This window comes from Candidatus Kinetoplastibacterium blastocrithidii (ex Strigomonas culicis) (assembly GCF_000319245.1).
GTDB lineage: Bacteria > Pseudomonadota > Gammaproteobacteria > Burkholderiales > Burkholderiaceae_B > Kinetoplastidibacterium > Kinetoplastidibacterium blastocrithidiae.
In genome coordinates this window covers 275146-288596 of record NC_019814.1, presented here as the reverse complement: position 1 = coordinate 288596, position 13451 = coordinate 275146, and the positions used below count along the sequence as shown (strand labels likewise).

General features: G+C 32.3%; 13 protein-coding genes and 2 tRNA genes. 4 read left to right on the top strand and 11 right to left on the bottom strand.

The genetic code is table 11. The features are described from left to right. Nucleotides 1-16 precede the first annotated feature (16 nt). The 3 genes from CKBE_RS01435 to CKBE_RS01425 all read right to left on the bottom strand — a co-directional run bounded on the left by CKBE_RS01435 (nucleotide 17) and on the right by CKBE_RS01425 (nucleotide 3894). On the bottom strand, nucleotides 17-1363 hold the full coding sequence (locus CKBE_RS01435) for a peptidylprolyl isomerase (RefSeq protein WP_338026481.1): 1347 nt from the start codon (nucleotides 1361-1363) through the stop codon (nucleotides 17-19). Nucleotides 1364-1410: 47 nt separating this feature from the next. Then, the gene (locus tag CKBE_RS01430) at nucleotides 1411-3729 is read right to left on the bottom strand and encodes an LPS-assembly protein LptD (RefSeq protein ID WP_015237828.1); all 2319 of its coding nucleotides are present in this window, start codon (nucleotides 3727-3729) and stop codon (nucleotides 1411-1413) included. Nucleotides 3730-3818: 89 nt separating this feature from the next. After that, nucleotides 3819-3894, bottom strand: a tRNA-Lys gene (locus CKBE_RS01425). 215 nt (nucleotides 3895-4109) lie between these two features. Here CKBE_RS01425 and CKBE_RS01420 point away from each other — a divergent pair. The 3 genes from CKBE_RS01420 (at nucleotide 4110) to coaD (ending at nucleotide 6686) form a co-directional block, all read left to right on the top strand. Then, a complete protein-coding gene (locus tag CKBE_RS01420; RefSeq protein WP_015389963.1) occupies nucleotides 4110-4397 on the top strand; it encodes a co-chaperone GroES in 288 nt (95 codons plus the stop codon). Nucleotides 4398-4437: 40 nt separating this feature from the next. After that, a complete protein-coding gene (gene groL, locus CKBE_RS01415; RefSeq protein WP_015237826.1) occupies nucleotides 4438-6099 on the top strand; it encodes a chaperonin GroEL in 1662 nt (553 codons plus the stop codon). A 107-nt stretch (nucleotides 6100-6206) separates the two neighbouring features. Further along, nucleotides 6207-6686 carry a pantetheine-phosphate adenylyltransferase gene (gene coaD, locus CKBE_RS01410; protein WP_015237825.1) on the top strand — a complete coding sequence of 160 codons (480 nt, stop codon included), beginning with the start codon at nucleotides 6207-6209 and terminating at the stop codon, nucleotides 6684-6686. A 5-nt stretch (nucleotides 6687-6691) separates the two neighbouring features. Here the strand turns inward: coaD and ychF are convergent, their stop codons facing one another. The 8 genes from ychF to CKBE_RS01370 form a co-directional block, all read right to left on the bottom strand. Next, nucleotides 6692-7765: a redox-regulated ATPase YchF gene (gene ychF, locus CKBE_RS01405; protein ID WP_015237824.1), complete on the bottom strand. Its 1074-nt coding sequence runs from the start codon at nucleotides 7763-7765 to the stop codon at nucleotides 6692-6694. Nucleotides 7766-7823: 58 nt separating this feature from the next. Beyond that, a complete protein-coding gene (locus CKBE_RS01400) occupies nucleotides 7824-8525 on the bottom strand; it encodes a hypothetical protein (RefSeq protein WP_015237823.1) in 702 nt (233 codons plus the stop codon). A 13-nt stretch (nucleotides 8526-8538) separates the two neighbouring features. Next, the gene (gene pth / locus CKBE_RS01395) at nucleotides 8539-9126 is read right to left on the bottom strand and encodes an aminoacyl-tRNA hydrolase (protein ID WP_015237822.1); all 588 of its coding nucleotides are present in this window, start codon (nucleotides 9124-9126) and stop codon (nucleotides 8539-8541) included. A gap of 28 nt (nucleotides 9127-9154) precedes the next feature. Then, complete coding sequence (locus tag CKBE_RS01390) at nucleotides 9155-9772, bottom strand: 50S ribosomal protein L25/general stress protein Ctc (RefSeq protein WP_015237821.1); 618 nt, start codon at nucleotides 9770-9772, stop codon at nucleotides 9155-9157. An 88-nt stretch (nucleotides 9773-9860) separates the two neighbouring features. Then, nucleotides 9861-10811, bottom strand: a complete 951-nt coding sequence (locus CKBE_RS01385) for a ribose-phosphate pyrophosphokinase (protein WP_015389961.1) — start codon at nucleotides 10809-10811, stop codon at nucleotides 9861-9863. 55 nt (nucleotides 10812-10866) lie between these two features. Next, a tRNA-Gln gene (locus tag CKBE_RS01380) sits at nucleotides 10867-10943 on the bottom strand. Between the two features lie 4 nt (nucleotides 10944-10947). Continuing rightward, complete coding sequence (gene ispE / locus CKBE_RS01375) at nucleotides 10948-11844, bottom strand: 4-(cytidine 5'-diphospho)-2-C-methyl-D-erythritol kinase (protein WP_015237819.1); 897 nt, start codon at nucleotides 11842-11844, stop codon at nucleotides 10948-10950. A 19-nt stretch (nucleotides 11845-11863) separates the two neighbouring features. After that, nucleotides 11864-12433, bottom strand: a complete 570-nt coding sequence (locus CKBE_RS01370; protein ID WP_015237818.1) for an outer membrane lipoprotein LolB — start codon at nucleotides 12431-12433, stop codon at nucleotides 11864-11866. A gap of 171 nt (nucleotides 12434-12604) precedes the next feature. Here CKBE_RS01370 and mutM point away from each other — a divergent pair, with 171 nt between their 5' ends. After that, the gene (gene mutM / locus CKBE_RS01365) at nucleotides 12605-13450 is read left to right on the top strand and encodes a bifunctional DNA-formamidopyrimidine glycosylase/DNA-(apurinic or apyrimidinic site) lyase (protein WP_015237817.1); all 846 of its coding nucleotides are present in this window, start codon (nucleotides 12605-12607) and stop codon (nucleotides 13448-13450) included. The last annotated feature ends 1 nt before the right edge of the window (nucleotide 13451 follow it).

Sequence of the window (13451 nt, the reverse complement as noted above, 5' to 3'; positions counted from 1 at the left end):
ATTACTCTTTTTTACTTTAATCCATTAATCTATTCTCTATAAAAGAGCACTTCTTTAAATTATTTAGCCAATTATCGAAAATATATTGTGAATTCAATTCAATAAGATATTCTTTTGCCCTGATACGCTTATTTTCATCAAATATATCTTTACTCCTGATATCATTAACTTTTACCAAATGATAACCGTATTGTGACTTAATAACCCCACTAATCTGACCTGGATCTAATTTATTAATAACATTATCTAGCTCTCTAACAAGATGTCCTGGGGCCACCCATCCCATGCTACCACCTTGAGAAGCTGTTATATCTTCAGAATACTTACGTGCCATATCTTCAAAACTTATATTGCCGGAGAGCATATCTAATCGAATCTTCTCCAAATTATTAATGATCTCCTCTTCATTAATAATTTGATGAGGTTTAATCAAGATATGCTGTATTTCTCTTTGAATTACTGAATCACCTTTTTTCCTAATTAATATTTCATGAAACTTCTTAGATAACACATCATCATCTTCATTATTACAGTGGATTATATCTAGTACTTTTATAATATGAAAACCACTAGGGCTTCTAAATATCTCACTGACCTCTCCTACAGATAAATTCTCTATAGCATTAATAAACACTTCAGGCCAACAATTTAAAGGCTTAGTTCCCAAAAAATCTGTAAATGATAAATAAGGATTGTTATACAACTTATCACGCAAATCATCAAATTTTTCTCCAGCTCTTAATTTGGCCTGAATCTCTTTCAATATCTCACATGAGTCATCAATCATCTCACCTGAGAAATTTTGTGGTGGCTTTAATAAAACCTGTGATAAAGAATATAAATTCTTATAGCTTTTTCTGTTTTGCAGGAAACTTTCATGGCATTTATTTCCTTTATTCAAATCAGATAAGAAATTTTCTACGTCCAGATCTGTAATTTTCATCTTTTCTTCAACAAGATGCTGTTTTATAGTATTAAAATAGATTGCATTTCTAATATTATATAAATATACATCCCATGGTATAGAATCATCTTTTTCAATTTTTGACCTAAATAAATCCAGAGACAATTTACAATCAGAGGCCATATCTGATATAACGGTATTTAATTTATTATCATCAACAAAAATTCCTATCTTATTAGATTCCTGTCGTATCAATTCACAATCAATCATTTGATTTAGCAATTGCGCTCGTAAGACAAACTTATCTGGTATATGGACGCTACTTTTTAATAAGTTATTAATAAAACAATTCTCAACTTTAACTAAATCGCTTAGTTTTATTATATCTTTATTTACTATAGCTATTATTTTATCCTCATATATCAATTCATCTGCAAAGGCTATAAACGGAGATATCATTATGATTAGAACGTAACTAACTATTAATATAATTTTATTAAATTGCATCATTCATAAGTATCAAAAATTGAATTTGAAAAATTAACATCATCTAACTGACGATAACTCTGTATATTATTTTCTAACAAATTTGCCATATCTGTACCTATAGAACCTAAACCTCTAAGCTCTAACTGAAATAATAGCGCATTATTAATATTCCCATTAAATGAGCTATAACGGTGAAAGACTAATCTATTAGTCCATGACTTATCTCTCTTATATTCAAAACCCATAAGAAATTTTGGAATGCTAATTTTTTTATTGCCTTCTATATTGCAACTATGCAAAAAATCCAATCTACCTACTCCATACAATTTTTCTGATAATGGCCACTGAAAAGATATACTGATTGTATTCAATAGATCTTGTATATCATTTTGATATTTATATGCTATATAAATGCTTGTTAACCCTTGAGGATTCCATTTAATACTTGTAGAATATTTACATAGATTTTTCTTATAAAAATCGTAATCAAAAGACATCTCAAACACCTTATCACTCTCCGTAGAAGCTTTAACAGATAGCAATAAAATAGAGCTGTTATTATTACATAATGTTTCACCAGGCATACATACTTTCCTGTTGTCTAAGTATATTCTATTTGCAGCAGAAATAGATACTCTCTCAAACTCCGAATTAACATCGTTATATTTAGCTCTCAAAAGAAGTGTTATATGATTAGCATCAGCAATCCTGTCCCATCCACCTGAATAAGCATTCTCATCAAAAAGACTTTGATAATTAAAATCAACTAAATTTGTATCATAACAAGGCAAATCTTCCTGATTAGAGTAAGGAATATACAAATAGAAAAACTTTGACTCTAAAGTCTGTTTAAAAGATTTTTTAAATATATCAACACTATCGCTGCGAGAGACACTACCGTCTAAAGAACATATTGGAGTAAATCTTGACTTGTAATAGGTACTATTATTATTTTTTATGTGATATTCTGACAGATGAATTCCAAGCTTTGGCGTCATATAAAAATAATCACTCACCATCTTATAATTGATGCTTGGATAAAAACTTAGACGATCTCCACCATCATACAATAAATTCCTATGATAACGAGATCTTACAAACTTTACCATATTAAAATCTAAATCAAGACCTAGTTTACTCCAAAAGCAATCGCGATATCTAATATGAATCTCAGGAAGCCTATGGTAATAGAAACTAGTTTCTATATCATCTGCTAATACTTGGTAGGCAGATAACGTTATATGTCCATCAAAATATTTTCCTGTCCAACTCAATTTACCAATTTTAGGCAAATACTTCTTCTCATCAACGTCTGTATACCTATAAAATAAGTCCCTAAAATAATAGTTATCCGATGCTCTTGAAATATCAAAATCTAGCAATAGGTTATCTCTTATATAAAAGCAATTTCTAAACTTATAGTGCCAACGATCACAATTAGTTATTTTGTCTTTATGCATATAACTACCATTAATTATGCCGTAGCAACTATCATTAACATATCTGAAATCACTGGAAAGTATTAGTCCTCTTTGACTTAAAAACCTACTATAGATTGTAGCATCACAATAACTAGAAATATTCACGTAATATGGAAGAACTACATCATAACCATTTCCATATGACAGGCTATAAGCTGGCATTAAAAATCCAGATTTAGGCTCATCTTTTATAGGAAAGCTCATATATGGAATATACAGAATTGGTATATTACATAAGTACAGACGACTATTAATAAGTTTTCCTATATTTCTGTCAAAATCTAGTATTACAGAACTAGACTTTGTATGCCATGATTCATCGTAGATTTCAGATCCTGAATAGATAACATTAACTAATTTAATAGTTGATTGGCTAATTATGTCAGCTCTTTCTGCCTCACCATAAACTTCTTTATAACCTGGCCAAAATTTAACATCCTTTACGTACCCATTAACATTATCTAAATTTAAAAATGCATTTGATCCAATCAATACGCTATTACCCAATCTAATGTAGACATCACCATCAACGTATATATTACCGTTGTCACGATAAAATTTAATATGATTTCCCTTTATAACAGAATCCATTCTACGAAATTGAGCATTACCAATAAAACTAAATGAGCCATCATCATTATTATTAATCTGATCGGAAATTAAAAATAATGGCAAGTCTTCAGATGGCAAATCAAATTTGCTAATGGTCGAGGAAGTTTGTAATCTATCGATCTCATCAATATATAATTGACTAGTTTGTTGCGAATCTTTTGATAAAATATCGGATGAATGAGCTGAACTAAAAAAAGTTAGCAAACACAAAACAATAGAAGCTAGACTTGTAAAAAAACGCACGTGGCTGAGTATATTAAAAATATGGACAATTTAAATAATAACAATGGATAGTCAATGCATCATGCACTTTACTAAATGCAAAAACTATATGGTGGGCTGTGAGTGGCTCGAACACTCGACCTACGGATTAAGAGTCCGCTGCTCTACCAGCTGAGCTAACAGCCCAATCTTAAACTAAGCTCTTTATTTTACCTAATTAATAAAATAGTTTCAATAATTTTTAAATGGAATCATTGAAATAGGAAAATTAAATCTTATAAAAAAAAATAATTTTCACCTCTTGAATAAAAAAATATAGGCCATACATAGTCCATATAGCTGGTATATAACAAATAACCAGTAATTTTTAATTAATATAAAATTTTAAACAGGAGTTTCTTATGGCTCTACGTCCTCTACACGATCGAGTGATCGTCAAACGTTTAGATAATGAAAGAAAAACTGCTTCTGGTATAGTTATCCCAGAAAGCGCAGCAGAAAAACCTGATCAAGGAGAGGTACTTGCTGTCGGCCCAGGTAAAAAAACTGAGGATGGCAAAATTTTACCAGTAGACTTAAGGGTTGGAGACAAAGTATTGTTCGGTAAATATTCTGGACAATCAGTTAAGGTAGATGGTGAAGAGTTGCTAGTAATAAAAGAAGATGAGATTCTTGCTGTAATCAACTAAACCATATTTGTTTAATAAATTTATTTCCGAGGAAGCTAACATGGCTGCCAAACAAGTTTTATTTGGAGATGACGCACGTGTTCGCATAGTGCGTGGTGTGAACACACTGGCTAATGCTGTAAAAACAACCCTAGGACCAAAGGGTAGAAACGTAGTTATTGAAAGGTCTTTTGGTGCTCCCATTGTTACAAAAGATGGAGTATCAGTTGCAAAAGAAATAGAGTTAAAAGATAAGTTTGAAAATATTGGAGCGCAATTAGTTAAAGATGTAGCCTCTAAAACATCTGATAGCGCTGGTGATGGCACAACAACAGCAACAGTACTAGCTCAATCAATAGTACAAGAAGGATTAAAGTATGTTGCTTCTGGATATAATCCTATAGACTTAAAAAGAGGCATAGATAAAGCGGTTATAGCAGCTGTTGAAGAGCTTAAAAAACAATCTAAACAAATAACCACAAGCAAAGAAATAGCTCAAGTGGGTTCCATCTCTGCAAATAGCGATGCGTCAATAGGCGAGATAATTGCAAAAGCAATGGATAAAGTTGGGAAAGAAGGCGTTATAACTGTCGAAGATGGTAAGTCTTTAGAAAATGAACTTGACGTAGTGGAAGGAATGCAATTTGATCGTGGCTACCTCTCTCCTTACTTCATTAATAATGCTGACAAGCAAGTTGCAGCCTTAGAAAACCCTTATGTTTTGATATATGACAAAAAAATCAGCAATATTCGTGATCTTTTGCCAATATTGGAACATGTTGCGAAATCTAGCAGACCACTATTAATCATAGCTGAAGATGTAGAAGGTGAAGCTTTAGCTACTTTAGTAGTAAATAATATTCGTGGAATATTAAAAACTACTGCTGTTAAAGCTCCTGGCTTTGGTGACAGAAGAAAAGCTATGCTAGAAGATATTGCTATACTTACCGGCGGTGTAGTTATTTCAGAAGAAACTGGCATGACCTTAGAAAAAGCATCTTTAGACGATCTAGGGCAAGCAAAACGTATAGAAATCGGCAAAGAAAACACCATAATAATAGATGGAGCTGGGGATAGCAAATCAATAGAAAATAGAGTTAAGCAAATAAGAGTACAGATAGAAGAATCTACATCTGACTATGACCGTGAAAAACTACAAGAAAGAGTGGCCAAGCTAGCTGGCGGAGTTGCCGTTATAAGAGTAGGGGCTGCTACTGAAGTAGAGATGAAAGAAAAGAAAGCAAGAGTAGATGATGCTCTACATGCTACGCGTGCTGCCGTAGAAGAAGGAGTTGTTGCAGGCGGTGGTGTAGCCTTACTCAGAGCAAAACAAGCTATTGCTAATCTAAAAGGAGATACTCCTGATCAAAATGCAGGAATTAAACTCATTCTAAGAGCTGTAGAGGAACCTTTGCGTACTATAGTTAATAATGCAGGAGAAGAAGCAAGTGTTGTAGTAAATAATGTATTAAATGGTAAAGGTAATTATGGTTATAATGCCGCTACTGGAGAATACACTGACTTGGTTGCACAAGGGGTCTTAGATCCAACTAAAGTAACCAGAACAGCTTTACAAAATGCAGCCTCAGTTGCCAGCTTATTATTAACTGCAGAAGCTGCCGTTGCTGAATTAGTTGAGGACAAACCAGTAGCAGCACCTTCTATGCCAGGTGGCATGGGTGGCATGGGCGGCATGGGTGGTATGGGTGGTATGGATTTCTAATTACTAGATAATACTATCTTAATTTAAACATGCTTTTTATGATGCAGTCTTTTATTTTTAAAGGACTGCATCATTTTTCATGGCTCTGTCATAATTAAATTAGAAAAATGATTACTGCAATATATCCTGGAACCTTCGATCCTTTAACACTAGGCCATGAGAATATAATTCTTAGAGCCTCTAAATTGTTTGATAAAATAATAGTAGGCATAGCCCATAGCAAAAAAAAGTATCCTTTTTTTAAAATAGAGGAACGAGTAAATATTGCTAGTATTATTTTGAAAAAATACTCAAATGTTGAGGTTGAAAGTTTTGATGGATTATTAAAAGACTTTGTACACAAAAAAAATGCAAAATTAATCTTAAGAGGGTTAAGAACTACTTCAGACTTTGAATACGAATTTCAAATGGCTGGCATGAACCGTCAATTAATGCCTGATATAGAAACATTTTTTATGATCACCTCTCCTGAATATCAATATATTTCCGGAAGCATAGTAAGAGAAATAGCCAAACTTGGTGGAGATATCAGCAAATTCGTTTGTCCTTACGTTGAGAATTGTTTTCAGACACGGAAAATCAAATAAATCTACTAAACATTAAATAGAAAATTCATTATATCTCCATCTTTTACAATATAATCCTTGCCCTCAGACCGAACTTTACCGGCCTCTCTGGCTCTTGATTCTCCAGCATATTTTATAAAATCCTCGTAAGAGATGGTTTGCGCTCTTATAAATCCTTTCTCGAAATCAGTATGTATAACGCCAGCTGCTTTGCTAGCAGTAGAACCTACCGGTATAGTCCATGCACGAACCTCTTTGACCCCAACTGTAAAATAAGTTTGAAGACCAAGTAGAGAAAAAGCAGCTCTGATTAATCTATCCAGTCCTGGTTCTTTAAGACCCATATCCTCTAAAAAAATCTTTCGATCTTCATCAAACATATCAGCTATATCTTGCTCTACTGATGCGCATATCGTAACCATAGGAATATTACGTTTTAAAGAGAAGTTTTTTAGTTTTTCTAGTAACGGATTATTAATAAAACCATCTTCACTAACATTTCCTATATACATAATAGGCTTAATACTCAGAAAAGAATAATTTTTTAGCAACGAAGAATCATCGATTGATAAATCTAAATCTCTAAGTGATTTATTCTCATTCAAATGATTCAAGCATCTATTCAAAAGATCTATTGATATATTAGAAGATTTTTTTTGATTCTTAGATAAAATTCTTTCTATAGTAGTTAAATCAGCAAGAATTAATTCTGTTTCTATTACCTCTACTTCATTTACTGGATCAATTTTTCCGTTACAATTAATAATATTTGAATCATCAAAACAACGAACTACATTTAATATAGCATCAGTCTCTCTAATATGAGACAAAAATTGATTTCCAAGACCCTCGCCCTTACTAGCACCTGACACTAATCCAGCTATATCAACAAATTCTGCAGTTGCATGTATTATTTTTTCTGGTTTTGCTATACTGGCCAAATTAATCAAACGGACATCTGGCACTTCAACAATGCCAACATTTGGTTCAATTGTACAAAAAGGATAATTTTCAGCAGCTATTCCTGCTCTCGTTAAAGCATTAAACAAAGTAGATTTACCGACATTTGGCAAACCGACAATACCGCATTGCAAGGCCATTTAAACTCCTATGAGATTATTAAAATAACAAATTCAAATGTTTTTAACGAATAAACTTTTAATTGTGGTTTTTTAAAACCAGAAGTATAGCGATATATGGAACAGCATTAAATATAGAATGTAATGCTATGGAAGATATTATCCCCTTAGTCAATCTAATCCAACCCAATATAAGACCAGTACACCATTGAGGCAACACTAACAAAGGAACTAAATAAAAATTATTAAATGTATCAAAATTAAAATTATGTATATGCAAACCAGCAAATGTTAAATTAGCAGCATGAAACAAAAATAGGAAATAAGAGTATCTATACATAACTGGGTATTTATACAATAAAGAAATATTGTTTATTAAAAAACAAGTTGCTAATAAACCCATCAATAATAATACTGTAACGAAACTAGGACCTGTGATAAATATTAAAATAAACAGTGGCATTATCAATAAAAAATGAACAGAAGCGACCATCCAGTATCTAAATAACATTTCCTCGACTATGGGAGCCCAGATAGCAACAGAAAATAATGGAACATTAAACTCCACTTTATGCTTGGCTCCTACAACACTAGCAACGCCACAGGCTATTGGGCCTAGTATAATTATATTTAAAAGCCATAATAAACATGCCCATTTCAAGAGACTACTTATAGAGAAATTTGCTCTATATGAGCAATTAGTACATTCAAGTAAGACTATACTAGGATTTCTTATGAAATAAAATAAGCTACGCAACTCTGAATTACAAATAATATTCATTATTGTTTCTTAACTATATTTTTAAAGATTTTTGCAAAAACTCAAAATCACCTTTTACCAGGCTATCAATTGAACTTCTAAACCGTTCTATAGCAGAGCTAATAGAACAAAATTCGTCACAAGTTGGCTTATTAAGCACAAAATCAGAAACATTTTGTCTTGAATTCAATAATCTAGGATGACCAATACCAACGCGTATTCTCCAAAAACTACTGGTTGTTATTGAATGCTGTATAGACCTCAACCCATTATGTCCAGCAAACCCTCCACCTTGTTTAAGACGAATATCACCAGGTAAAATATCTAGTTCATCGTGAATAACTATTAGTTGTTCTGGCGCTAATTTATAAAAATTTAGTACAGATGCCACTGAAATTCCAGAGTTATTCATATAAGTAGTAGGCTTTAATAGGAACAAATCACAAGATGATGTTTTTACTTGGGCTATTGCCCCGGAGAAAGAATCCTTATATCTAAAACCAACTTGAAAAACTTCTGCTACATAATCAATAGTGTGAAATCCGATGTTGTGACGAGTGCCAATATACCTTTCTCCAGGATTACCCAAACCAACTAGCAAAAACACCTTGCTATTAATCATTTATAACTGATATAAATAAAAAATATCATCACTCATCAGAAATATTATCCTCAGATGAAGTCTCTAACTCTGATAAAGCATCATCACTACTTGAAGCAGAAGCAAGTAATGGATTAATATCCATTCCATGAGAATTATAGCTAATTCCACTAGGTAGCTTAATATCCAATAAGTGAACAGAATCTCCTAAATTAACATAAGATAAATCTACATCTATAAATTGAGGTAGAAGATCAGGCATACAAGTAATATCAAGCTCTGTTATAACATGTCTAATAATAGCTCCTCCAACCTTAACCGCTGGAGAGATCTCTTCATTTAAAAAATGTAATGGGACTCTTGTGCTTATTTCTTGGTTGGAATCAATACGTTGAAAATCAATATGCAAAACTTGCTGTTTATATGGGTGCCATTGGACAGATCTCAAAATTACCTGCTCAGTACCTTTACCATTTATAATAATTTTTAATATCGAAGAATGAAATTTTTCCTTCCTCAAAGCATGATATACCTCGTTATGATCTAATTCCATAGTCATTGGCAAAGAATTTCCACCATAAATTATAGCAGGGACTCTACCTTCATGACGCAGGCGGCGGCTCGCGCTCGTACCATGCTTGTCTCGCAATACAGCATTAATTTCCACAAAAAACTCCAATAAGATTATTATCAATAAAATAAAGCATCATGCCGCGACCAACACAATACTTGGCATATTTAAGAAAAATGTAAAACTAAATTAAAAATAAAGAAGCTAAAGACTCTGCCTTAGAAATTCTAGAAATAGTATCTCCTAAGAGAGAGGCACATGATAACTGTCGTATCTTCTTCGAGGATAAGTCATCTGCAGATAAAGGTATAGTATCTGTAACCACTATCTCATCTAATAATGAATTATCTATAGATTGAATAGCATTACCCGATAGAACTGGATGAGTACAATAAGCATATACAGACTTTGCATCATGTTCTTTTAGCGCCTGAGCTGCTTTGCATAATGTCCCTGCTGTATCAACTATATCATCAACCAATATACAGGATCTACCTTTCACCTCTCCTATTATATTCATCACTTCAGATACATTAGGAAAAGGACGGCGCTTATCTATTATAGCTAGCTCTACATCTAGATGTTTTGCTAAGGCTCTAGCTCTAACGACTCCTCCTATATCTGGAGAAACAATTACTAAATCCATTAAATTCTTGCTTCTAATGTCATTAATCAGGATAGGACTAGCATGTATATTATCAACTGGAATATCAAAAAAACCTTGAATTTGCTCTGAATGCAAATCCATAGTTAGAACATGATCTACGCCGACTACCTGTATCATGTCAGCAACCACCTTAGCTGATATAGAAACTCTTGATAGTCGAGATCTTCGATCTTGCCTAGCATATCCAAAATATGGAAGAACTGCACTAATACGAGAGGCAGAAGATCGTCTCAATGCATCTACTATTACCATTAGCTCCATAAGATTGTCATTAGTTGGAGCACAAGTTGATTGAATAAGAAAAATATCTCTACCTCTAACATTTTCATTAATCTCAACCATAACCTCCCCATCTGAAAAACGACCTATTGTCATCTTTCCTAAGGAACAACCTAAATGGCTAACTACGTCTAAAGCTAATTTGTCATTGGCAGTGCCAGTAAAAACCATAAAGTTACGTTTTGTCATGATAAGTATACAGTAATCGTTTTAACAATGTAACAAAATAAACACCAACAAAAGATGGCTGGGAAGGAAGGATTCGAACCTTCGAATGCCGGAATCAAAATCCGGTGCCTTAACCAACTTGGCGACTTCCCAATTTTTACTTCGTGACCCAATACTTCAATGGATGATCTATAAGACCCATGTAAGCTCCAGCAAAACGGAACCTGATAGACTTAAAGCTTCCATATACTTTTTTTATTATATTACCTATTTTACTCAATGCCAAAATAGATTCTGAAATATTATCATACTCTACGAAAAAACAAGAACCAGAGCCAGACATTTTAAATGCAAATCCATGTTGTTTTAAAAAAACAACGGTGCCACAAACATCAGGATATCTATCAAAAACAACATCTTCCAAATCGTTTTTTCCAAACAAATAGCTGGGACTAGACATAAACTGCTGTATTGTAACATGCTTAGTATCTCTTTTCAAAATAGAATCTGAAAATATATCTGCAGTACTTATACTAATATCAGGCTGAATAATGAGATATGATCTTACAGGCAGATCAATCTCAACTAATACATTTCCTATTCCACTAGCAAAAGCATTGCATCCAAATATAAAAAATGGTACATCTGCACCTAAATAATTAGCTAACTTCATTAAATCATATCTATTAAGACTAGATGACCATAATTTATTCAATGCAATTAAAGTGCTTGCTGCATCACTAGATCCTCCGCCAAGACCCCCCCCTATTGGAATATTTTTCTCCAGGAAAATATGTGCTCCTTTGCTACCTCTTGTGTACATTTTGAGTAATTTTGCTGCCTTAATAACCAAATTTGTTTCATTAGGGATATTATTATTAGGCATCTCAAAACTTATGATTCCATCATTACGTAAGCTAAAATTTAGACTATCTTGCAAATCTATTAATCTAAAAACAGTTTGTAATAAATGATAACCATCAGTACGGCGTTCATTTACATGCAAAAATATATTTATTTTTGCTGGAGCCTTCACATCATATAAATGATCCACATTAATTGCCGGCAATAAATTAATTTTTAACTATTAATTTTATAGTAATAGAGTTATTTTCTTGTGTTTTTTGCATAATTATTTTTCTAGGGCCAAATATATCGTAACTAGATAATTTAACATCCCAGTCAGATAAGATAAAAGAACTTGGTTTATTAAACTTATCAGTTAATAATTTCTCAGGAATATCATTGCAAATAAATGAACCTTTCAACCATATCCTCAAACTATTCATAGGAATTTTATAACCCAAGAATTGGGATGCAAGATCATCGGCATCTAGAGATTGCAAATAGAAACCATCTGCAGTTCTAAGCAAAGCATTATCAGGTGATACCTTTAGATAAACTTCTCTCTTGCCAAAGAAATTTGATAGACCAAGCTCATAATATTCACCGTAATCATTCCAAAAAAATGTACCTTGGAATGCTCTTAATATTCTCGAATCATCCTTCTCCACTATATAAAAACTACCTGTTCTTTCAAAGATCCTATCATTTATCAAATTCTTGTGAATACAAGAATTTGATAATAAACATAAAGCAATAAGAAAAACAAAATTTGAAGCATAAAATAATCTGGATAACATAATAATCTCATTTTAAACTATTTGGCATATAGCAATTAAACGCACAATCATAATAACATTATAAAACGTTAAATTAGATTTATTTACATTTGAATTTAAGATACACATGAAATACTATGTTATTTAATAAGAACAGTATAATTGAAAATAACATAGCTATTAGGAATTTAAATGCCAGAACTACCGGAAATAGAATTACTTAAAAGAGAGATAGGACCAAGGATACAAAATAAAACTATTTTAAAATTCAAAATTAGAAATCATAAGCTAAGATGGCCTATACTAGCTTCCCTTCCAAAAATTATAACAGATAAGAATGTTATAAACTGCTCTCGTAGAGGGAAATATTTATTGTTTCATTTTGAACATGGTGTGCAAATAATACACTTGGGAATGTCTGGATCACTGCAGTTTATAACTAATGAGCCGCCTGGAAAACATGATCACATAGAGTGGACTTTTAATGATTCAACAATACTAAGAATGAATGATCCAAGAAGATTTGGGGCAATACTATGGCATGATATAAAAAATGATGGCACATTGTACGATAATAAAATTTTTAAAAACCTTGGCTTAGAACCATTTTCAAGAAAACTAACAGAACAATACCTCTATAATAAGCTTTCCAATAAAAAAAAATCTATAAAGCAAATTCTTTTGGATGGAAATATCGTAGTAGGAATTGGTAATATATATTCCTCAGAGAGCCTATTTAAATCAAAAATAAACCCATTAATATCAGCATCAAAACTTTCCATAAGTGACTGCGCTAAACTAATATTATGTATACGTGAAACACTATGCAATTCTATTAAATCTGGAGGAAGCACTATAAGAAATTATGTAAGCACTAGTGGGCAAAGCGGTAATTATATCAAAAATCATGCTTCTGTTTACGGAAGAAACGAACTTCCTTGCAATGTATGCGGATTTAAAATAATAAAAATAAAACAGAGCGGACGTTCTACTTATTATTGTCCTAATTGTCAGAATGTAGATAAAAAAATCACATAAA